General features: G+C 35.2%; 18 protein-coding genes. 16 read left to right on the top strand and 2 right to left on the bottom strand.

Annotated elements, in window-relative coordinates:
* Positions 1-92 precede the first annotated feature (92 nt).
* The 14 genes from BXY64_RS11600 to BXY64_RS11540 all read left to right on the top strand — a co-directional run bounded on the left by BXY64_RS11600 (position 93) and on the right by BXY64_RS11540 (position 18,399).
* Positions 93-488, top strand: a complete 396-nt coding sequence (locus BXY64_RS11600; RefSeq protein ID WP_120240160.1) for a phospholipase — start codon at positions 93-95, stop codon at positions 486-488.
* Positions 489-810: 322 nt separating this feature from the next.
* A complete protein-coding gene (locus BXY64_RS11595; protein WP_120240159.1) occupies positions 811-2,586 on the top strand; it encodes a DEAD/DEAH box helicase in 1,776 nt (591 codons plus the stop codon).
* Between the two features lie 316 nt (positions 2,587-2,902).
* Positions 2,903-3,724 carry a mechanosensitive ion channel family protein gene (locus BXY64_RS11590; protein ID WP_120240158.1) on the top strand — a complete coding sequence of 274 codons (822 nt, stop codon included), beginning with the start codon at positions 2,903-2,905 and terminating at the stop codon, positions 3,722-3,724.
* Positions 3,725-3,844: 120 nt separating this feature from the next.
* Positions 3,845-6,040 carry an AsmA family protein gene (locus BXY64_RS11585; protein ID WP_120240157.1) on the top strand — a complete coding sequence of 732 codons (2,196 nt, stop codon included), beginning with the start codon at positions 3,845-3,847 and terminating at the stop codon, positions 6,038-6,040.
* A gap of 96 nt (positions 6,041-6,136) precedes the next feature.
* Positions 6,137-6,490, top strand: a complete 354-nt coding sequence (locus BXY64_RS11580; RefSeq protein WP_211334483.1) for a PadR family transcriptional regulator — start codon at positions 6,137-6,139, stop codon at positions 6,488-6,490.
* Positions 6,491-6,520: 30 nt separating this feature from the next.
* Positions 6,521-8,017 (top strand): glycerol kinase GlpK, encoded by a 1,497-nt coding sequence (gene glpK, locus BXY64_RS11575; RefSeq protein ID WP_120240518.1) that lies wholly within the window; start codon positions 6,521-6,523, stop codon positions 8,015-8,017.
* Between the two features lie 526 nt (positions 8,018-8,543).
* Complete coding sequence (gene glpT / locus BXY64_RS11570) at positions 8,544-9,881, top strand: glycerol-3-phosphate transporter (protein ID WP_120240156.1); 1,338 nt, start codon at positions 8,544-8,546, stop codon at positions 9,879-9,881.
* A 57-nt stretch (positions 9,882-9,938) separates the two neighbouring features.
* Positions 9,939-11,249, top strand: a complete 1,311-nt coding sequence (locus BXY64_RS11565) for a glycerophosphodiester phosphodiesterase family protein (protein WP_120240155.1) — start codon at positions 9,939-9,941, stop codon at positions 11,247-11,249.
* A 36-nt stretch (positions 11,250-11,285) separates the two neighbouring features.
* Positions 11,286-12,626, top strand: coding sequence for an OprO/OprP family phosphate-selective porin (locus BXY64_RS11560; protein WP_120240154.1), 1,341 nt, complete (start codon positions 11,286-11,288; stop codon positions 12,624-12,626).
* Positions 12,627-13,019: 393 nt separating this feature from the next.
* Complete coding sequence (locus tag BXY64_RS21355) at positions 13,020-13,196, top strand: hypothetical protein (protein ID WP_165836001.1); 177 nt, start codon at positions 13,020-13,022, stop codon at positions 13,194-13,196.
* 23 nt (positions 13,197-13,219) lie between these two features.
* Positions 13,220-14,782, top strand: coding sequence for a glycerol-3-phosphate dehydrogenase/oxidase (locus BXY64_RS11555; RefSeq protein ID WP_120240153.1), 1,563 nt, complete (start codon positions 13,220-13,222; stop codon positions 14,780-14,782).
* A gap of 345 nt (positions 14,783-15,127) precedes the next feature.
* Entirely contained in the window at positions 15,128-16,627 is a 1,500-nt protein-coding gene (glpK, locus tag BXY64_RS11550) for a glycerol kinase GlpK (protein ID WP_120240152.1), read from the top strand.
* Positions 16,628-16,776: 149 nt separating this feature from the next.
* A complete protein-coding gene (locus BXY64_RS11545; RefSeq protein ID WP_120240151.1) occupies positions 16,777-17,511 on the top strand; it encodes an MIP/aquaporin family protein in 735 nt (244 codons plus the stop codon).
* A 165-nt stretch (positions 17,512-17,676) separates the two neighbouring features.
* Entirely contained in the window at positions 17,677-18,399 is a 723-nt protein-coding gene (locus tag BXY64_RS11540; protein ID WP_147375976.1) for a TorF family putative porin, read from the top strand.
* Positions 18,400-18,594: 195 nt separating this feature from the next.
* On the opposite strand, the gene BXY64_RS11535 is transcribed toward BXY64_RS11540, so the two are convergent.
* Positions 18,595-19,305, bottom strand: coding sequence for a hypothetical protein (locus BXY64_RS11535; protein WP_120240149.1), 711 nt, complete (start codon positions 19,303-19,305; stop codon positions 18,595-18,597).
* A 276-nt stretch (positions 19,306-19,581) separates the two neighbouring features.
* Between BXY64_RS11535 and BXY64_RS11530 the strand changes: the two genes are divergently transcribed.
* A complete protein-coding gene (locus BXY64_RS11530; RefSeq protein ID WP_245996654.1) occupies positions 19,582-20,151 on the top strand; it encodes an RNA polymerase sigma factor in 570 nt (189 codons plus the stop codon).
* The gene (locus tag BXY64_RS11525) at positions 20,145-21,485 is read left to right on the top strand and encodes a porin family protein (RefSeq protein WP_120240145.1); all 1,341 of its coding nucleotides are present in this window, start codon (positions 20,145-20,147) and stop codon (positions 21,483-21,485) included. The genes BXY64_RS11530 and BXY64_RS11525 overlap by 7 nt, the downstream gene beginning before the upstream one ends.
* A gap of 282 nt (positions 21,486-21,767) precedes the next feature.
* On the opposite strand, the gene BXY64_RS11520 is transcribed toward BXY64_RS11525, so the two are convergent.
* A complete protein-coding gene (locus BXY64_RS11520) occupies positions 21,768-22,583 on the bottom strand; it encodes a peroxiredoxin family protein (protein WP_120240143.1) in 816 nt (271 codons plus the stop codon).
* Positions 22,584-22,606: the final 23 nt, after the last annotated feature.

The following is a 22,606-nucleotide window of genomic DNA, read 5'->3' as shown; positions in this document are numbered from 1 at the left end:
GTTTTTTTATGGATTGAGATAGGAGAGCCTTGTGTTAAAAAGTATATCTAGATATCTTGATTTAATAGATCTTAATTTTTAGTTTTGCACTCATGAAAGTTTTATTGATATCACTTGTAGTGATTGCCGCAATTGCATTCCTTTCTACTTGGATTGGACAAAAGCTGAGAGCGCGTAAAGGGGAGATAGAAGAAGAGCCAGAGGTTGCGGAACCAATGGAAGAATGTTGTGGTGCACATGAAATTTGTGAAACCGATATTTTGAATAAAATGTCTGAGGAGATCATCTATTATGAAGATGAGGAATTGGATGTTTATAAAAACTTCGAAGAAAATGATTACAACGACGATCAGATTGATGAATTTCGCGAAGTACTATACAGTTTGAAAGAAAAAGAAATTGCAGGCTGGATGAGAAGTTTGGAACTTCGTAAAATTGAATTGCCATCAGCAATAAAATCAGAAGTGGTTTTTATGCTGGTAAAATAAAGAAATCAACAAAAATAGATACAAGCCGTTTCGTATTGCGAGGCGGCTTTTTTGTGTAAATTATTTCCCAACACTATATTAGACTCTATTTTTGAACATTAATATGAAGTGATGAAATGTTGCATTGTAGCAAGAATTACTACCGTTATAATACATCATATTAATTAAAGAAAAAATAGAGTAGTTGACAGATAAATGATCTGATTCTTTCTCTTTAAAAATCAGAAAATTAACTATTGAAATTTAATTTGTATCATTCTATTCAAAATACGCTTTACTTCCTATTTTAATTGCTACCTTTGCGGCTCATAAAAATTATAGAATGAATTCATTTGAAAATCTTGGTCTATCAAAGGCCATACTAGAAGCTATTTCTGAATTAGGCTTCGAAACCCCAACTCCTATCCAAGAACAAGCTATCCCAGTTCTTCTCGACGGAAGATCTGATTTTGTGGGATTGGCTCAGACCGGAACAGGAAAAACGGCGGCTTTCGGTTTACCTTTGCTTGAGCTTATCGAGCCACAGGTAAAAATACCGCAAGCTTTGATTCTATCTCCAACAAGAGAATTGGGAATCCAAATTGCAGACGATCTTAAGACATTCTCAAAGAATATCTTAAACCTGAACGTTGTGAATGTGTACGGGGGTGCAAGTATCGAAGAGCAAATTCGAAAACTGAAAAGAGGAGCACACGTAATTGTGGCTACCCCAGGGCGTCTTCTTGATTTAATTAGAAGGAAGGCTGTTAATTTATCTGCTGTTGAATATTTAATTCTTGATGAGGCAGATGAAATGTTGAACATGGGATTTAAAGAAGACATTGATGCCATCTTGTCTGCTACTTCCGAAGAAAAAGTGACTTGGTTGTTCTCAGCAACTATGCCACCAGAAGTTCGACGAATCTCTAAAAACTATATGACAGATCCTACTGAGGTAACTGTAGGAAAAGCAAATACAACCAACAAGAATATTTCTCATCAATATTACATGTTGAATAATCGCGACCGTTACAATGTTTTGAAACGTGTTGTAGATTTCTTCCCAGACATTTACGGTATTATTTTCTGTAGAACCCGAAAGGAAACTCAGGAAGTTGCCGAATTATTAATGAAAGATGGTTACAATGCCGATGCTTTACATGGAGATTTAACCCAGGTACAGCGCGACAGAGTAATGCGTAATTTTAAAAATCGTTCATTGCAATTATTGGTTGCTACCGATGTTGCTGCTCGTGGTATAGATGTGGATGATCTTTCTCACGTAATTCATTACAACTTGCCTGATGAGTTGGAATTCTATACTCACCGAAGCGGTCGTACGGCTCGTGCAGGAAAGAAAGGTATCTCCATTGCTTTGGTAACTCCAAGAGAGGAGCGCAAGGTAAAAGATCTTTCAAGAAGATTAAAAACTGATTTCGAACAGGTAAAAATTCCTGTCGGAAAAGAGGTTTGCGAAAGACAATTGATGAATTTTATGCAACGCGTAAACCAAGTTGAGGTTGAAGAGGAAGAAATTGCACCATTTATCGATGGAATTAACGAGGAACTGGAAGCTTTGAGTCGTGAAGATTTAATTAAGCGTTTTGTTTCATTGGAATTCAGCCGTTTTTGGGAATATTACAAGAATGCAGATGATTTGAATCTAAAATCAACTACTCAGCGTAGAAATAAAAAAGAAGGCAACAAGGGCGAGGACCGTATGTTTATCAATATTGGTAAGAAAGATGGGATTGATGTACCTCGTTTGTTGAATTTGATTCACAAACAATGTGGTGTTCGTGGTAAAAACGTTGGTAGAGTTGATTTGAAAGGTGTTTTCTCATTCTTTGATGTTGAAAAAGGATTTACCGATGATATAATTAAAGGATTTGCTGGCGCTGTAATTGGTGGTAGAAAAATCAGAATCGAAGTATCAGGTGATCGACCAAGTGAGAGTGGAAGTCCTCGTAAAGGGCGTTCACGAGGAGATCGTGACAGAGGAGACCGAAGAGATCGCAGAGACCGTGGCGATAGAGGATACAGAAAAGATTCCTCAAAAGATCGCAGAGGAAAAGGCGATGGAAAAAGATATTCTGATAGAAGGAGAAAAGAGGCATAAGCCTCTTTTTTTTTGCACATGTTTTTAATCTTCAAGTGCAAAAAATCATTCCTGTTCAACAGGAGATTATTTCTTTAATTATGAATGTATTATGTGATTAATTTCTTTGTTGTATTATATTGTTTAAGAAAAGCTAAATAAAATTTACATTTATTGTTTCTAACAATTCACAATTAATTAAAGATATATAGGTTTTAATTTACGCTAATTTTTATTTAAATTTAATCTATGAAATTCCATTTGGAATTTTTTTTATGCTTAGCCGTTATAGTTTGGCTACTATTAAGAGATTATTTATACAAAAAAACTATTAATTATGGATTTGAATAAAATGTTTGAGAAATCGGATCAATTGTGGACAATGGCTTTGGAATATGCGCCAAAATTATTGTTGGCTATTCTTACGTTGATAATCGGTTTATGGATTGTTAAAATGATAACCAAGGGAATTGCGAAATTGATGGATAAGAATGAATTGGATCCTACTTTAAAACCATTCATTGTTAGTATGCTTTCCATTTTGCTAAAGATTATGCTTTTCATTGCTGTTGTAGGAATGGTTGGTGTACAGATGACTTCCTTTATTGCAATTTTAGGTGCTGCAGGTTTGGCAGTGGGAATGGCTTTATCGGGAACATTGCAAAACTTTGCAGGAGGAGTTATGATCCTTATATTTAAGCCATTTAAGGTTGGAGATTTGTTAGAAGCGCAAGGCTACCTTGGTGTAGTTAAGGAAATTCAGCTATTCAACACCATTTTACTTTCGCTCGATAATAAAACCATTATTATTCCTAATGGAGGTTTGTCTACCGGATCAATGATTAATTATTCAACTCAATCTACTCGAAGAGTCGATATGACATTTGGAATTGGTTATTCTGATGATATTGACAAAGCAAAAGGAATTCTTGAAGGATTATTAGCCAATCATCCCAAGGTGTTAAAAGATCCTGTGCATTTTATTGCAGTTTTAGAGTTAGCTGATAGTTCGGTGAATTTCACAGTAAGAGCATGGGTGAATGCGGCAGATTACTGGGAAGTATTCTTTTACATGCAAGAAACTGTGAAGAAGGAGTTTGATAAGAACGATATTGGAATTCCTTTCCCGCAAAGAGATATTCACGTTTATAATCATTAATAATCTGGTTTAAAAAATGAGGAGGAGGCAAAAGCCTCCTTTTTTTATCGAAAATTTGAAGGAGGCTTAATAAATCATAAACTAATTGTTAGTTTTGATATATCAAATTAAATAAGAAGTATGAAACGATTATCCAAAAAGAAGATCATATTATTGTCGATACTTACGGTAATTATATTGTTATTCTTTTTCCTATCAACAATAGTGAAAAACTACCTTGTTAATCATTCTGAAGAACTTATCGGAAGAAAGCTAGAAATTGCAGAATTACACTTTAATTATGCGGAAGTATCGGTTCGGGTGAATGGATTATGTTTGTATGAAAGTAATGATGCCGATCAATTTGTATCATTCAACGAATTGTATGTTAATATTTCGCCCTGGAAGTTGATTTCTGGTGAATATTCGGTTTCGCAAATTTACTTGGATGGATTAAATGTGTCAATTATTCAAGATAGTGTTGGATTCAATTTTGATGATTTGTTGGTTAGCGAAGAAGAAATACCTGACACAGTTCAGGCTAATCAAGAGAGCAAAACCACTAAATTTTCTATATATGATATTGAAATAAAAAATGGCTACATCGCATACTTTGATAAGCAGAAGGACAATTTACTTGATTTAAAAAATATAAATCTGGACCTACCATTGATTGCTTGGGACAATCAGAAGTCGGAAATGGGAGTAGATTTTTCCATAGGAGGAGAAGGTAATGTTGGTATAAATGCAAATGTAGATCATGCTACCGAAAGGTATATGATTGACTTAAAGGTTACAGATATCAATATTAAACCTTTTATGGCTTATATTAAGGATTATATAAAGATCTCAAGTATGGAGGGGAAAATGAATACGTCTCTAAAAATTAATGGAAGCATGATCGATTTTATGGATGTATTTGTTAAAGGAAGTACCAGCTTGCAGGATTTTTCATTAAATGATTTGGAAGGCAAAAGATTTCTTGCTGCAAAATCAACAAATGTAAATCTCGATTCATTAAACATTGGTACATCACAATACGAAATTGGAAAGATTGTAATGGAAGAGCCTGAAATTTATGCTACTCTTTTTAAAGAGAATACCAATTTTGAAAGGATATTCGAACCTGTAATGATTGTTGATACAGCTGAATTAGCCAAAGTTGAGCAAGATTCTTTAAAGCAGGATCAGGCCTTATTTTATGCTATTGATAGCGTAATTGTTAAAGGTGGTTTGTTGCAATTTTCCGATAAAACTTTAAATCGTGACTTTGTTTACGATATTAAAGACATTGCTCTGAATCTTGGTAGACTAACGGAAACTTCAGATAATGTGCCTTTAAGTTATTCGATGAACTTAAATGGAGGAGGAAAGTTGAAAGGAAGCTTGAATTTCAATTTGCAGGAAGTTCACGATTTTAATTTAAGAGCAAGACTTACCGGATTGGAATTGATGAGTTTTTCTCCATATACAGAATTCTACATCGCAAGACCTATAACCCAAGGAACCTTTAATTACCATTGTAGTATTGATATGAAGCCAGATCATATGGATAATCAAAATAATATTAAAATTTCTGAGTTTGATTTTGGTAAGAAGACAAAGGATCCAAACACAATAAAGGCGCCGGTTAGATTAGCACTGTATCTACTAAAAGATCAAAATGATATCATTCAATTCGATTTACCAGTATCAGGTAACCCAAATGAACCAGATTTTAAGCTGGGTAGGATTATTTGGAAAACTTTAATGAATTTCCTGGTAAAGACTGCAGCTAAACCATTTGGTATTCTTGGAAGTATCACTGGTACAAACCCTGAAGATATTGAAACAATTCAATTAAATTATACGAGTGTTTCACTTGATGATAAAGAAAAATCAACTTTAAAAGATATTTCAGAGATCTTACAGAAGAAGAATGAATTGGTCTTCTCTTTTACACAAGAAACAGATACCAAACAAGAACGGAATTATTTGATTCTTGAAGATTGTGTTAATGATTACTTTAAATCAAGGTCTGAAGAAATGCCAAATTTGAAAAGTAAGAAATTAGAAAATTGGGCAAATCAATCTTCAGAGTTTAGAAATTATCTTGTTAAGGATAGTACAGAAGTGTCAAAAAGTTTGGTAGAACTTTGTTTTGAAAAAATAGGTAATGTGAAAGCTAATCAAATGCTTGATTCACTGATTAAAGAGAGGAATAAAGAAATAACGAGTTACTTATTGGATAGTTTGCAAGTTCCTCAGGATAATTTTATTGTAAAAACTGCAGATTTAAGAAATCTTTCTGATCAACAAAAAAAGCCAAAATTCAGAGTAGAGGTATCTATTAAGTAGTTAGCATATATTTTGGAAAATCCTTGTACACCTTAAGACTATACTCTTGCAAGATATCTTGTAAAACTATGTATTTTTTTATATGTTTGTTACACCATGAATCACGAAATCAACGAATACTTTATAACAAAATGGAAGTCTCAATTTAAAAAGGGACTGTTGGAATACATTATCCTCCTGTTGCTAAGATCGAAACCATGTTATGGTTACGAATTAATTAGTGAAATGAATCAATTTACTTCCCTGGAAATTGCGGAAGGTACAATTTATCCGCTATTGAATCGACTTAAGAAAGAGAAGTTGGTTACTTCAGAGTGGGCGGAAATGGATACAGGTATTCCAAGAAAATACTACAAACTTACTAAAGAAGGTGCTTCGCACTTGGAAATTATGCGAGAGTATGTGGATTCCTTAAATCTATCTATCACAAGGATAAAGGAGAATGCGTAAAACTGTTAAATGCAATTAATTACCAGAGGAATGAGAGATTATATTTTATCCTTAGATCAAGGGACGTCAATTTCAAAAGCTATTTTATTTAATAAGAAAGGCGAAATAATTGCTCAAGTTCAGAAAGAATATGAGCAATATTATCCTAAGCCAGGTTGGATTGAGCAAGATGCCAAGGAAATTTGGTATTCACAGGCATCAGTGGCTGAGGAGGTATTGACAAAAACCGGACTGACAGGAAAAGATATTGCAGGTATTGGGATCACCAACCAAAGAGAAACAACAATTATTTGGGATAGAGAAACAGGAGAACCAATTAACAATGCAATAGTTTGGCAGGATAGAAGAACATCACACCTTTGTGATAAATTAAAGGAGCAAGGATATTCACAAAAGATCAAAGAGAAGACAGGACTGATTTTAGATGCCTTCTTTTCTGCAACTAAAATACAGTGGTTACTAAATAATATTGAAGGAGCCAGAGAAAAAGCAGAGCAGGGTAAGCTTGCATTTGGAACTGTTGATAGCTGGTTGATTTGGAAGTTGACCAAAGGAGAGCTTCATATTACAGATGTTTCGAATGCCAGTCGTACAATGCTTTATAATATCTATGACTTGTGTTGGGATAAAGAATTGTTGGAACTACTTGATATTCCGGAATCAATTCTTCCAAAAGTTTGCTCATCTAGTGAGATTTATGGACATACACGCAGGTCAATGTTTGGTGAGGAGATTCCAATTTCCGGGATTTGTGGTGATCAGCAGGCAGCACTTTTTGGACAAGCGTGTTTCGAAAAAGGGATGGTGAAAAACACCTACAATACAGGATGTTTTATGTTGATGAATACAGGTGATGAGCCTGTAGAGTCAAAAAACGATTTGATTACGACAATAGCCTGGGGAATTGGTGATAAACCTACCTATGCATTGGAAGGGAGTGTTTTTATTGGAGGAGCTGTAGTGCAATGGTTACGCGATAGTTTAAACCTAATACACTCCATTGAGGAAATTGAATTACTTGCACTAACGGAAAAAGATAATGGAGGAGTTTACATTGTTCCTTCTTTTACTGGATTAGGCGCACCTTACTGGGATCAATATGCAAGAGGTACTTTCTGGGGATTAAATATGGGCACTAGCATTGGACATATTGCGCGTGCATCGTTAGAATGTATCGCTCATCGATCATCTGATGTTTTGAAAACCATGGAGGCTGACTCTGGTATAAAAGTAGAGCAATTAAGGGGTGGAGGATTAATGGCAAACGATACCTTGCTTCAATATCAAGCCGATTTTTTAGGTATACCAATTGTACGACCGGAAATTAAAGAAATTACCGCTGTTGGAGCAGCTTATTTGGCTGGTTTAGGTGTAGGGTTTTGGAATAGTGTAGAAGAGATCCAAGATCATTGGAAACTGGACAAAGAATATGAAGTGAAAATGGATGAAGAAATAGTGAAGCATCATAAAAAATATTGGGAGAAGGCTGTTAGCAGATCTCAAAATTGGATAGATGCGGATGAATAAAAAAGTATAATTAAAAATAAAAAGGGTTATTTCATATTTGAAATGACCCTTTTTATTTTTTTTTAGATATATGTATTGATTTGTAGTATAGGTTGTTATGATGGTAAGGTATTTTGGAATAGTTATAAATAGTATCTTTTTTAACTATGCACATTGCATTGCTAAGTATTTTATTTAGTTTTGTCGCATTCACCTAGTGTTAAATTAACATACGGGTAATAAAAGTTAATTTAGAGATTTGGAGTGAACATTTTTTTTACACTATATACATAGTTAAGCAATGTGCTTTGTATTAGGATTTATTTTTCAATGCTACTATGAAAGATGTCAAATTTGATGAACAACTAGAGGATTGTTTATATACATTTTTTTCAGAGATAATTGACTCGAATAAAAGTATATCAATAAAACATGAAAATGCTGTTTATAAAAGTATTTGGGATTTCTGGGAGTGTGAGTTATAAAATAATACACGTGTAGGAAATAATAATATTCAAAATTACAATAACCATAAATTTATTTTAAAATGATTGGATTTTTAAAGCCAGCTGCTCATAAAGAGATGCTGCCTGAGAACAAAATTGACCCAGTTTACAAACGATTGCGTCTGCAAGTGTTTTTAGGGATATTCTTGGGGTATGCAGGTTATTACCTTGTTAGAAAGGTATTCTCATTAGCAATGCCTGATTTGGTGAATTTGGGATATTCTAAAACTGAGTTAGGATTTGCATTATCAGGAGTATCTATTGCATATGGATTGAGTAAGTTCATAATGGGTAATGTTTCGGATAGAAGTAATGCTCGTCGTTTCTTAACTCTTGGGTTGGTATTGTCAGCAATTACAATGATTGCTATGGGGATACTGCCAGTTGCAACATCGTCAATAGCCATCATGTTTGTTCTTTTATTATTGAACGGATGGTTTCAGGGAATGGGATGGCCTCCTTGTGGCCGTGTAATGGTGCATTGGTTCTCTATTCGAGAGCGTGGAACAAAAATGTCTGTTTGGAATGTAGCTCATAATGTTGGTGGAGGTATTATTGGTCCTTTGGCAATTTTAGGTGTAGCAATTTTTGTTGACTGGCAGGCCAAATTGTATTTCCCTGGCTTGGTAGCATTGCTTGTTGCATTTATAGCCTGGCTATTAATAAGAGATACACCTCAATCATGTGGTTTACCAAACATCGAAAAATATAAAGATGATTATCCTGATTCATATTCAGAAAAGTTTGAAGAAGAAATGTCTGCAAAGCAAATTTTTCTTGAATACATTCTTAAGAACAGACTTTTGTGGATGATTGCAATCGCAAATGCTTTTGTTTATCTGGTACGTTACGGTGTTTTAGATTGGGCTCCATTATACCTTGAAGAGGCTAAAGGCTTCTCTATTGAAGAAACTGGTTGGGCATATTTTGCTTACGAATGGGCAGGAATACCTGGAACTCTTTTGTGTGGATATTTAAGTGATAGTGTATTTAAGGGGAAACGTGCTCCTGTAAGTATTATTTATATGGTGCTTGTAACTGTCTCAGTATTCATGTACTGGACTAGTGACTCTATTGTAGCAAATTCAATCGCATTAGTATGTATTGGTTTCTTAATCTATGGTCCGGTAATGCTTATTGGTGTTCATGCTCTTGATTTGGTACCTAAAAAAGCTGCTGGTACAGCTGCTGGTTTAACTGGCTTGTTTGGATATATGGGAGGTGCTCTTTTTGCAAATATTGCAATGGGCGCGGTTGTTGACAAATGGAGTTGGACAGGTGGATTTATGGTTCTTCTTGGAGCTTGTGTGTTATCGATTCTTTTTATTGCCGTTTCGTGGATACAAGAAATAAGAGGACACAATGGAATTCATCATTAAAATTCGGAAGTAAAGATTTAATCATAAATAGAAATTAACCTTCAAAATTTAAATAATATGGAAAAATTTAATCTTAAGAACCTATTATTAGGTGCGATGGCCTTATGTTCTATAGGCTTAGCAGGGTGTGAAGATGATACACCAGATTACAATGAATTTAACTACTACAAAACTTATCCACTTAAAGAATTAAGTGCAGAAGCTAAGATAGTTAGAGATTACGTTAAGAAAGATATCGTGATTGCACACAGAGGGTCAACTTTCTGGGCTCCGGAAGAAACAGAAGCAGCTTTCCGTTGGGCAAGAAATATGGGTGCAGATTATCTTGAAATTGATTTACAAAGAACAAAAGATGGTGTTTTGTTAGCTCTTCATGATAATAACTTAAGAAGAACATCAAATATTGAGAGTGTTTTCCCAGGTAAAGAAGATTATCCAGTAAGTTACTTTACATTGGCTGAATTGAGAAAACTTGATGCAGGTGCTTGGTTTAATGTTGATGTACCAGAAAATGCAAGAGAGGCATTTGTAGGAGAGAAAATTTCTACTCTTGAAGAAGTAATGAAAATTGCAGAAGGATTCAGAATCAAAAGAGATGTAAATGGTGAGCCTGTAAAAGATATGACCAGACTTAATGAAGCTGGTGAATGGGTAGGATATTATGAATTTGAAGTGGACCCACAAGACAATGGTAACCGCCCAGGTGTTTATGCAGAAACCAAAGAGCCTTACCTGTTCTCAGGAATGGAAGGTGACTTGGCAAAATTCTTAACTGCTGAAGGATGGAATGTTACTGCTTCTCCAAAAACAATTCCTACAACCCCAGGAAAAGTTGATGTAGCGAACACAAATGGACGATTCATTTTACAGTCTTTTTCAAGACAATCAATCGTTAATCTTGAAAAAGAATTACCAGGTGTACCAAAATGTATGTTATTATGGGAAGATGAAAGTGCTTCATATGTAAGACCATCTAATACAATTGAGTCTTTAGCTGAATTCATTAATTTCTCAGTAGAGTACAATTGTCATATTGCAGGTCCTTCAATCGAAGGTAAGCCTAATAAATATCCAGACCTTACAGAACCATGGATGTGTGAAATGTATCACAGAGCTGGAATGCTTGTTCATGCATACTCATTCGATACTGAAGATCAATTAAGAAAGTATAATGGAGATTACTTTTACGGTGGAGTATCACGTTTCGAAGACCCAAATAGAACTGTACAAGGAAACTTTAATTACGATGTAAACTCAAACATGTTTATCGATGGTGGATTTACGAACTTAACAGACCTTTCTATGAATTACCAGAAGCGTGAAGTAGTTGGTACTGCTCAAGAAGTATTAGACGCTTTAGGATACTAATCAATTTCTATTTACAAATTATTAAGCAAAAGTAATATGTTTAAAAAATTATATATAGCTGCCTTATTAACGGGAGTGTTAGCTTCAGGAGCAAATGCTCAGGAAAATAAAATTTCAGTAGATAATTCGAATGGAGGAATTAAATTGACTTCTGCTGATAAAGAATACCAGGTAAGTATTAATGGTAGAATTTACATGGATGGTGTACATTATTTCGATGATGTTACTGATTTAAGTTCTGATGTTTCAGTAAGTGATATTCGCTTCGGAACAAGCGTAAGATGGGGAAAGTGGAGCGCTAAAGTGAATGTTGGTTTTGGTAATGATGAAGTGAAAATTAAGGATGCATTTTTAAGATATCACCACAAAAAGAACAGTACTTTTACCGTGGGTAACTTCTTTGAGCCATTCGGAATTGAGGCTGCTGAATCAAGCAAAAACCTTAGATTTATTGGTGCTTCCAATACAACTCAAGCTATGGGTATTGGTCGTGGAGTAGGTTTGGGATATACTTACTATACTCAGAAATTCTATGGTTCAACTGGTATTTTTGCTGGTTCTGTTGATAATAACAGTAAAGGTGATCAAGGTTTTTCTACGACTTCTAAAGTTGCTTATACTCCAATTCAAAACGATGATTTCGTATTCCAGGTAGGAGGATCATTTACCTATAGAAAGCCTGAAGCTAATGGTTTTAACGAAAGTTTTAACGATGATGATTACAATCGTGTAGTTGAATTTGCAGCTGGTCCTGAACACAAATTTTTAAATGCTACAATGAATGGAGCACAGTCTGATATGAGATTTAACTTCCAAACTTTGGCATTAAAAGGCCCTTTCATGTTACAAGCTGAATATACTCAAGCAAAAGTAACTCGTGATGATGATTATGTGTCAAGATTAATGAAAGACGGTCCATTGTATTACGTTACTTATGCATGGCCTGTAAAACCTCAGGATTATCCTGATTGGTATGGTGAGCTTCGTGATATCGAAACCAAAGCATACTATGTACAAGCTGGGTTCTTATTAGGAGACAACTACAAGTACAACTCATCAACTGCATACATTAAAAGACCTAAAGCTGGTGCTTTTGAATTCCTTGTTCGTTACGATCATACAGATTTGAACGATATTGATGGTACTTATTTTAACGGAGCTTATGGTCCTGCAGATTTAAATGCTGCTTTGGGTGGAGCTGGTAACATGAGTATTCAAGGTGGAAAAGCTGATACTTATAGCTTGGCTGTAAATTACTACGTAAGTTCTAATGTAATGTTCCGCTTGAATTATGACTATATGGATGTTGATAATCAGAAACACCCATTAGATAAAAACATTGGAGTTCTTAAAGGAAGAATTCAAGTTAATTTTTAAGAGATTACATATTATATAGGAAAAACTTGCTTGCTATAATTAAGCAAGTTTTTCTGTATAAAATCTAAGGGAAATATCAGACCTGTTTAAATAGATTTTTTTAATTAAAAGAGACCATTTCTAAGTGAAATAGGTCTCTTTTTTTATTTTTTTTTCTTTGATCTTTCAAAAATACTGATACTCTCCTTTATCAGTAAAAATAGTCTTTGTGTGAGGTTTTTGTATTTTAGACTAAATTAAAACAGACTATTTCTTTGCAAAACACCTTGCAATACTAAGTATTTTATTTAGCTTTGTAAGTATCAAGTTTGAAACAACTTTATTAAACTTGGTAATTGATAGGAAGAATGCTTCCGTTTTTTTTGATAAAGGTACATAGCAAAGCAATGTACTGTGTATTCAGATTTATATTTTAATACTACTATGGAAGATGTAAGATTTGATATGCAAATGGGAAATCGCCTTTATTCTTTTTTCTTAGACATTTTGTCTGGACAAAAAGAATTGGCTACTCAGGATGAAGAAGAAGCGAAAGGAAGTATTTGGGAGTATTGGGAAAAAGAATTGTAGAAGAATCAATAGGTTGTGCAGTCATGGATAGAGGAAAGATGCTTAGAGAAGTTAAGAGTGCAAAACAGAAATGGGATGTGATTATTGTTGGTGGTGGTGCATCGGGGTTGGGCGCAGCCATTGAGTCTTCGACACGTGGTTACAAAACCCTTCTTCTTGAACAGGATGATTTCGCTAAAGGTACTTCAAGCAGAAGTACAAAATTGGTTCATGGTGGCGTAAGATATCTTGCTCAAGGAAATATCTCATTGGTTCTTGAAGCTTTACGTGAGAGAGGCTTATTAAAAAAGAATGCTCCTCACTTGGTAAAAGATCAATCCTTTATTATTCCAAATTATACTTGGTGGGGAACTCCATATTATACTTTAGGATTAACTCTCTATGATTTAATGGCAGGAAAGTTAGGTTATGGAAGATCTTTACCATTTTCAAAGAAAAGAACACTTAAATACATACCAACTCTTAAAAGTGAAAAGCTTAGTGGTGGAGTAGTTTATCATGATGGACAGTTTGATGACTCCCGATTGGCAATAAACATGTGTCAAACATTTGTAGAAAATGGAGGAGTGGCTATCAATTATATGAAAGTTACTGGAGTGGTTAAAAATAATGGCAAAATCACTGCAGTAAAGGCTACTGACCTTGAAAATAATGAAACTTATACCATTGAAGGAGAGGCTGTTTTAAATGCCACAGGCGTTTTTGTTGATGAAATTATCAAAATGGACGAACCTAAAGCGAAAGATATCGTAAGGGTGAGTCAGGGTGTTCACTTGGTATTGGATAAGGAATTTGTTCCTGGCGACTATGCTGTAATGATTCCTAAAACAAGTGATGGCCGTGTGTTATTTGCAGTACCATGGCACAACAAAGTAGTGGTTGGTACTACTGATGTACACAAAGATAAAGCAGAACTAGAACCGAAGGCGTTGGAAGAGGAAGTTGATTTTATATTGGAAACTGCAGGTAGGTTCCTTGAAAAACCACCTAAAAGATCAGATGTAAGAAGTGTATTTGCTGGATTAAGACCTTTAGCAGCTCCAACTCAAGATGGGGCGAAGACCAAAGAGATTTCAAGAGGACATAAGATTGTTGTATCTGAATCAGGTATGGTGACTTTAACAGGTGGAAAATGGACAACCTATCGCCAAATGGCTGAAGATGTAATGAATACTGTTGCTAAGACTGCCGGTTTGGAACAAAAAAAATCAGTAACAAGAAACTTACGAATTCACGGATATAAAGAAAATCCGGATTTAAGCAATCCGATGTATTTCTATGGCTCGGATGAGGAGAAGATTTTGGATTTGGCAAAGCAAGAAAATGGCTTAAACGAATATTTAAGTGAAGAGCTTCAAGTATTGAACGCACAGGTTGTTTGGGCAGTCAGAAATGAAATGGCCAGGACGGTAGAAGATTTTTTATCGCGTAGAACCAGGGCTTTACTTCTTGATGCAAAAGAAAGTGTTAGAATGGCTCCAAAAGTTGCTGAATTAATGGCAAAAGAGCTTAAATACGATAAACAATGGGAGGATGATCAGATAAATAAATTTAATGATTTGGCAGCCCAGTACATATTGAAATAAAGAAATGTAGGACAAATTGAGCAAGAGTTTTATTAAAGGTAGTTCTTAGTCTGTTATTTATAACTACTGATTTTATTAATTGTTACAATATTATTAATCAATTTGTTAGTTTTGGCACGATATTGCCTTGCTCGCATAGTCCTACATTTTCTATTTAATGTGATGTGTTAAATACTACCTAAAACCCTAATCAAATCTGTATAAATATGGATTTGTGCGTTTAATCCGAAGGATTAAAAATTTTTTATCGCAAAATTGCAATCGTTTACAATTTGTAAATAATAGCAATTGAGTACTCGGAAAGACTATAATTTTAATAACACAATAACCCAAATTAATTGAATTATGGAAGACAAGTTTATTTTAGCTTTAGACCAGGGAACTACAAGTTCGAGAGCAATCGTTTTCAACAAAAAAGGCGAGATGGTGAGCGTGGCACAGAAGGAATTTACCCAAATATTCCCTCAGCCAGGATGGGTAGAGCATGATGCGAACGAGATTTGGTCTACACAAGCAGGTGTAGCAGCTGAAGCGATTACTCAGGCTGGAGCTAACGGTAAAAACATCGCGGGGATTGGTATCACTAACCAGAGAGAGACAACAGTTGTTTGGGACCGCGAAACCAACGAACCAATTTACAACGCAATCGTTTGGCAAGATCGTCGTACATCTAAATACTGCGATGAATTAAAAGCACAAGGTCATGCTGATATGATTCAGGATAAGACTGGTTTGATTATCGATTCTTACTTCTCGGGAACTAAAGTAAAGTGGATTCTCGATAATGTTGAAGGAGCTCGCGAAAAAGCAGAAGCAGGTAAATTGGCATTTGGTACTATCGATAGCTGGTTAATCTGGAAATTGACTCAAGGAAAAGTACACGTAACAGATGTTACCAACGCAAGTAGAACTTTACTATACAACATCAAAACTTTGGAGTGGGATAAGGATATGTTGGAACTTCTTGACATTCCTGCCAGTATTCTTCCTGAGGTTAAATCTTCTTCAGAAGTATATGGACATACGGTAACTACTCTTTTCGCTCACGAGGTACCTATCGCGGGTATTGCAGGTGACCAGCAAGCTGCTACTTTCGGCCAGATGTGTATTAAGCCAGGTTCGGTGAAGAACACATATGGAACAGGATGTTTCATGCTTTGTAATACCGGAACTACGCCAGTAAAATCAAACAACAACTTATTAACTACCATTGGATGGCAAATTAATGGTGAAACTACTTACTGTTTGGAAGGAAGTATTTTCATGGGAGGAGCTATTGTACAATGGTTACGCGATGGATTAGGAATTATCAAGTCGTCTCCGGAAGTAGAAGAATTGGCTGGTTCGGTAGAAGATAATGGGGGTGTATTCCTTGTGCCTGCATTAACAGGTTTAGGAGCTCCACATTGGGATCAGTATGCAAGAGGTACAATTGTTGGTTTAACAAGAGGATCAACTTCTGCTCATATCGCAAGAGCTGCTTTAGAAGGTATCGCTTTCCAAACCAGAGACGTATTGAAAGCTATGGAAGCTGATGCTGGAATAGAAATTAACGAATTACGTGTTGATGGTGGTGCTGCAATTAACAACTTATTAATGCAATTCCAGTCGGATGTATTAGATGCACCAGTTTATCGCCCGAAAACTCTTGAAACTACTGCACTAGGTGCTGCATACTTGGCAGGTTTAGCAGTTGGATATTGGGATAGTGTTGATGAAATTAAAAGCCAGTGGGCAATGGATCGCAAGTTCGAGCCAGAAATGCCTAAAGAAAAATCTGAGAAGATGATTAAAGGTTGGGATAAAGCCCTTGGTCGTTCGAAAGATTGGGATACAGAAGCTTAATTTTCAATATCTAACAACCTGAGATTGGTTGGTAGGATTGATCTCGGGTTTAATATTTTTAAACCAATGCCGGAAATGAGATGAAGGAACGGAAGGAGAATGGATTCCGGCATTCTTTTATTAACAATTACTAAATAAACCATAAAGTCATGAGTGAATTTATTGCAGAATTTATAGGAACAATGTTACTAATCCTTTTAGGTAATGGAGTAGTTGCAAACGTTGTATTGAATAATACCAAAGGAAATAACAGTGGTTGGATCGTAATCACAATGGGATGGGGATTAGCAGTATTTACAGCAGTAGCTGTTGCAGGCCCAATTTCTGGAGCTCATATTAACCCCGCTGTAACCGTAGGATTGGCGTTAGCAGGTATGTTTGCATGGTCAAAGGTAGGTCTTTTTATCGTTGCTCAAATGGCAGGAGCTGCATTCGGAGCATTCCTTGTGTGGTTAATGTATCGCGATCACTTTAATTCTACTGAAGATGGTGGAGCGAAATTAGCATGTTTCTCTACTGGTCCTGCTATCCGTAACTTTGGAAGCAATGTAATCAGCGAAGTTATCGGAACATTTGTATTGATGTTTGTAATCTTCTATTTGGCAGGTCCTTCTTTCGAAGCTGCTGGTGTTGAGGGTGCCAAGGTTGGATTGGGTACTTTAGGTGCTTTGCCAGTTGCTCTGTTAGTAGTTGCTATTGGACTTTCTTTAGGAGGAACTACTGGTTATGCGATTAACCCAGCAAGAGATCTTGGTCCAAGAATTATGCATGCTATTCTTCCTATGAACAACAAAGGTGGTAGCGACTGGGGATACTCTTTGGTTCCGGTTATTGCACCTATCGTAGGAGCAGCAGTTGCAGCCTTCTTGTTTATGAGCTTATAAATAAACCTAAAGCTATCTGCCAATAACAAGTTTATGCTTGAAAGGTTTTCGATAGTAGATCTAAGCTACGCTTAGAATTAAATAACACGACTACATTTTTAAACCCTGTGGAGATCTTGAAATTGAGACCTTCAGGATCTCTACAGCCCATAAAATATTAATCTAATGAAAAAATCAGTTTTAAAACTATCAGTATTATTTACTCTTATAATATTATTTGCGTCGAATATGAACGTAAATGCACAAGGAAAAGTAACAGTTAGTCCATCGGTAACCACTCGCCATTACTGGAGAGGTATCATGGTAAGTAACACTGCCAATTTCGAAATGGACCTTGCTTATACCAATAACAACTTTACTTTTGGTGCATGGGGTGGATATGCATTCGATAATACATATTCAGAGTTCGATTTTCATGTAGGATATAAGTTTAACGATCATTTTAACATAGCAGTTTGGGACTTATTTGCAAACCGCGATAGAGCTTCAATTGATGATTACAACTATCTTGATTTAGATAGAGCTACAACGAATCACTTGATTGATGCAAGTTTTAACTTCTATTTTACTGAGAAATTTCCTTTAAGTCTTTCGGTAAGCACTATGCTTTATGGTCGCGATTTAGATGAGAATGGTGACCAAAACTATTCAACTTACGTTGAGTTTGGATATCCAGTAACCATTGGTGGAGAAAAGATTTCTTTATTCGCAGGCTTAAATGCTTTCGAAGATCAGGTTTATGGTGAGAGTTTTGGTTTTGTAAATATCGGAGCTACAGCTACCAGAGAGATTAAAATTACAGAGAGTTTTTCTTTAAATGCTTGGGCTAAAGTTGCGATTAACCCACAAGCAGAAACTGCGAACCTAATTTTAGGTATTGGTTTTTAATCATCAATGTTTGATTAAACCTTTGCATTAATTTCCATAAAAGCAGAACATCTAGTTCTATTATTAGCGATTAAACTCGCTCTTCGAAAGAAGAGCGAGTTTTTTCGTTGAAAATTGTTCTGTAGCTATCTGCCAGATAGTAAGTTTTCAGCATTAATAATGCTTGTATCTTAATCATTTAATAAACAACTTTAATTACCATTCAATCTCGCGGTACTCAACCGATTCACAGTTGATATCGTAGCCAGATGTTGCGGAAGGAAGTTCAAATTTGTAGGCATAAACCCCAACAACATAAGTTGCACCTTCTTCAGTATCAAAATCAGACCAGTTGTTAGTACCATCTTCAATTACTTTATGATTTGATGAAAGCATTCTATCGGAAACATAAATGATTTCTCCATCCATTTCATTGTGAATTTTTACTACATAAACATCTTTGTCATCTACATCATCCCAGTCAATATCGATAGAGTGTGTTGTTTTATCGTAGTTAAATTCTGTAATTTTAACTGGCTCAAGTCTAGCTTCTAGTAATTTATCGCTTACTGTGTAGGTTTCAAGATCTTCGGCAGTAATGTCAAATTGATAAATTCCATTCTCTATGTCCTCTGTTGTAAAATCATCTTCGGAAGGAATTGCTCTAAAAGCCATTTTATCATTATAATCGCTTAAGTCCTTTTCAATATTGCTATCGGTTGGGCCTTCTACATCAACTTTGCTCATCGAGAAATTTGAATAGGTGTAAAATACCGGTGCATAAACTGTATCATCACCACTTTTTTTCACCCTTACATAAACATCACCAATTGCTTGTAAATTTGGTGTGTTGTCAACACTACTATCACATGCCACAATACTTACTGCTAAAATTAGCAATGCCCCTATGCTTTTTAAATTCTTCATTTGTTTTTAGTTTTTATCAGTAATACTGATTTTTCTGTTTTAATAAATTGTAGAGACAAAATCCCGGGTATGTCTCTTTAAAAGTTTTACAATTGCTTGATGATGAAACTTTGAAATGGTTGCTTTAATTTTATAAATTTTTAATAATGAATTTTCTATTTGTCTTAGAATCAGTGTATTTTAAATGTCAAATAAAAAAGTTGTAATTTTAGCGCAACCTTATCGCACTTTGTACAACTATTTAATAAATCAGGATCGTAAAAGACGTTAACCACTTTGGAAAACCGAGAATTAGAACAAATAGTAAAAGACTGCTCGAAAGGTAAATCTAAAGCGCAAGAATTGCTTTATCGGGAGTTTGCACCCAAAATGTTAGGGGTGTGCTTGAGGTATTCCAATGATTTAAATGAGGCCGAGGATAATTTGCAGGATGGATTTATTAAGGTTTTTCAAAGTATTAAATCTTATCAGTTCAAAGGATCATTCGAAGGTTGGATACGTAGAATAATGGTTAATACGGCTTTGGAAAAGTTCCGCAAATCGAAAAATATGCAAGTGGTTGATGAGGTTTGGGAACCTGATCCTGATTCAGAACCCGATGAATCAATTCAAAACTCAGACATCCCATTGGAAGTTCTTTTGCAGATGATTCAGGGTTTGCCCGATAGGTACCAAATGGTGTTTAGTTTATATGTTTTAGATGGATACACCCATAACGAGATTTCTGAGGTAATGGATATTTCCGTAGGAACTTCAAAATCGAATCTGGCTCGGGGAAGAGCAATTTTAAAACAAAAAGTGAATGATTATTTAAGTGAAAAAGAGAACAAGCTGAAAATATGCTAGACGAGAACAAACATATCGATAGTCTGTTTGCCGATGGGTTGAAAGGAATGAGTGTTGAACCAAATCCTGAAGTCTGGAATGCAATTAATGGAAAGATGGCAGCTGCTCGTAGAAAAAGGAGAGGAGTAATCATTTTTGTTTCTACTGCATTAGCGGCTTCGGTGCTGTTATTTTTTGGAATTGCAAATCGTAGCTTGTTTAATTCTGAACCCGGAAGTGTTCATATCGAACAATTGAGCGATAATACTTCATCAGTTAATCGATTGAATCAGACAGAAACATTGGGTGATATTAGGGAAAACAATGCCACTGAAAATAAAATAATTAGCGAGAAGAAGGGGAATGGTGTATTTATTGCTGAAAATGCATCAAATTTTGCAAAGAATATCGTTCAACCAGTAATAACCAGCAAAGAGATCAAGTTTGAGAAAGAATCTTTATTGAATAGCATACCAGAAGGAATTAAACTATTACTTAACGGGGCCAATCAAGTTCCTGAGAGATTGCAATATCAACAGGCTGAAAAATCAAAAGCCATCCAACTAAGTGCTGAAGATTTGATTGTTATGAATAATCTTCTGGCAATGGAACAATCTAAAAAGGATGAGTTAAGAAAGAATCGTTGGGCTATAATTGGGCAAATCTCTTCAGCTTACTCTAACGAAGAATCGGCATCAAGTGCAAATAGCGGAATTGTAAGTTTTGGAGGAGGAGTAAAAGTGAACTATGCTTTGGGTGAGAAGTTGGCTTTGCAAACCGGATTCATGTATAATCGGGTTGGTCAGGACATGGGTGGTTCAAGTATGAACATGGCATTTGCAGATCCTATAGGAGAAGGTGAAACAAATGACATTAACAGACAAGAGAGAACATTTCTACCATCGCATACATCTGCCGGTAACATTAGGTATACAGTAGGGAATATAGAAGATAAAACCAATGCTGAATATATGGTTGCTTCTACCTACAGTTCATCGGATGATTTAATGCAAAGCTTCGAAACCATAGAGGTACCAATTTTACTACGATACAATTTAACACAAAAGAGATTGGGCGTTTATTTTAGTGGAGGTATTGGTGCCAACTGGATTGTTGAGAATGGTGTTTATCGCACTTCAGGGTCTAGACAAAAAATTGGTGAAATAGAGAATTTAAGAACTACCAATTTTAGCTCCTTATTTGGTTTGGGATTCGAATATCAGTTAAGTCCTAAAGTAAGAATTGGTCTTGAACCTAGTTTTAAATATTACCTGAATTCCATTAACAAGAGTGGACGATTTGATTATAAACCATACTCAATTGGTTTACACACTGGGATTCGCTATAATTTTTAGGTGCATTTTATGGAATCTTTCATCTTGTAGTGCTTCGTACAAAACAATCATTCCTTTTAAGGCATCATATTATTATTTAGAGTGGGGTGTTAACTTGGTTAAGTGCCTTAAGTAGGTCTACTAACTTGCTTTAGGTAGTTAGATAAGTGTCTCGAGTAAGTTCCACAAACATGTGTGTTTTTTGTATAATATGCTGTTAAAACAAAAACAGAACCTCTTTAAGGTCCTGTTTTAAGGTATTTATATTTTTTTCAATTACTACATAGACATTCGATTGTATTTCTATTTCAATAATTCCTCAATCTTATTTACCAATTCGTTTAATTTTTCATCCGAGTAACCAACCGAGGTATACACCACTTTCCCATTTTGATCGATCAAGAAGTTGCGAGGAATTAAGTTGGTAGCATATAGCTTGTAAATTTCTTCCTTTGGATCTAATCCAGCATTAAACTCAACGCCTCTACTTTTTAGCTTATCCATTTTTTTACGAACTACATCTTCTTTTTCCCCTCGAGAGATTGCCAGCAAAACAAAATCCTTGTCAGCAAATGGTTCGATAATTCTTTCTGGAAATTCATAAAGTTCTTTCATGCAAGGAGCACACCAGGTTGCCCAAAAGTTGATTAAAACTACTTTACCTTTAAAATCGGATAATTTAACCTTTGATCCATCAAGCATTTCTAAGGAGAAATCTTTAGACATATCGCCGCTATTTACCAAGGTAGATTCTTTTATTTTTTTAGCACGCTCTTCAGCATTTTTGCGATTTATTTCTGCCGCCTCTTCAGGTGTTATTGTTTTGGAGTCATTGGTGTTTTTGATTTCCTTCTCTGTTTTCATTACAAAAACAATAATTTGGTTATCCTCTATTGATTCGCCATACTTTTTTATAAGTGCTTCTTTTTCTTTACCTGATACTCCCATTTTCATTTCCTTAATGTGAGAAGTATTTAGTTTTTTTACAAACTCTAGGCTTACGATCTCGTTATCTACGATATAAATGGTTTCAGGCTTGATTACTTTTTTTTGTTGAGCAAAAGTTCCAAATACTGTTAGAAAAGAAAGGATTAATAGGATTGTAATTTTGAATTTCATTTCTGGATTTTTAAAGGTTCATA

Origin of the sequence: Marinifilum flexuosum, from assembly GCF_003610555.1 — a bacterium.
In the GTDB taxonomy this organism is placed as follows: Bacteria; Bacteroidota; Bacteroidia; order Bacteroidales; family Marinifilaceae; genus Marinifilum; species Marinifilum flexuosum.
This window is presented reverse-complemented; position numbering and strand designations above follow the sequence as displayed.

Excerpts from the sequence above, each read along its gene's own strand:
- BXY64_RS11590 (WP_120240158.1), top strand. The coding sequence starts at position 2,903 with ATGGATTTGAATAAAATGTTTGAGAAATCGGATCAATTGTGGACAATG.
- BXY64_RS11600 (WP_120240160.1), top strand. The coding sequence starts at position 93 with ATGAAAGTTTTATTGATATCACTTGTAGTGATTGCCGCAATTGCATTC.
- BXY64_RS11565 (WP_120240155.1), top strand. The coding sequence starts at position 9,939 with ATGGAAAAATTTAATCTTAAGAACCTATTATTAGGTGCGATGGCCTTA.
- BXY64_RS11525 (WP_120240145.1), top strand. The coding sequence starts at position 20,145 with ATGCTAGACGAGAACAAACATATCGATAGTCTGTTTGCCGATGGGTTG.
- BXY64_RS11545 (WP_120240151.1), top strand. The coding sequence starts at position 16,777 with ATGAGTGAATTTATTGCAGAATTTATAGGAACAATGTTACTAATCCTT.
- BXY64_RS11520 (WP_120240143.1), bottom strand. The coding sequence starts at position 22,583 with ATGAAATTCAAAATTACAATCCTATTAATCCTTTCTTTTCTAACAGTA.
- glpK (WP_120240152.1), top strand. The coding sequence starts at position 15,128 with ATGGAAGACAAGTTTATTTTAGCTTTAGACCAGGGAACTACAAGTTCG.
- BXY64_RS11555 (WP_120240153.1), top strand. The coding sequence starts at position 13,220 with ATGGATAGAGGAAAGATGCTTAGAGAAGTTAAGAGTGCAAAACAGAAA.
- BXY64_RS11560 (WP_120240154.1), top strand. The coding sequence starts at position 11,286 with ATGTTTAAAAAATTATATATAGCTGCCTTATTAACGGGAGTGTTAGCT.
- BXY64_RS11580 (WP_211334483.1), top strand. The coding sequence starts at position 6,137 with ATGAATCACGAAATCAACGAATACTTTATAACAAAATGGAAGTCTCAA.
- glpT (WP_120240156.1), top strand. The coding sequence starts at position 8,544 with ATGATTGGATTTTTAAAGCCAGCTGCTCATAAAGAGATGCTGCCTGAG.
- BXY64_RS11535 (WP_120240149.1), bottom strand. The coding sequence starts at position 19,305 with ATGAAGAATTTAAAAAGCATAGGGGCATTGCTAATTTTAGCAGTAAGT.
- glpK (WP_120240518.1), top strand. The coding sequence starts at position 6,521 with ATGAGAGATTATATTTTATCCTTAGATCAAGGGACGTCAATTTCAAAA.
- BXY64_RS11595 (WP_120240159.1), top strand. The coding sequence starts at position 811 with ATGAATTCATTTGAAAATCTTGGTCTATCAAAGGCCATACTAGAAGCT.
- BXY64_RS11585 (WP_120240157.1), top strand. The coding sequence starts at position 3,845 with ATGAAACGATTATCCAAAAAGAAGATCATATTATTGTCGATACTTACG.
- BXY64_RS11540 (WP_147375976.1), top strand. The coding sequence starts at position 17,677 with ATGAAAAAATCAGTTTTAAAACTATCAGTATTATTTACTCTTATAATA.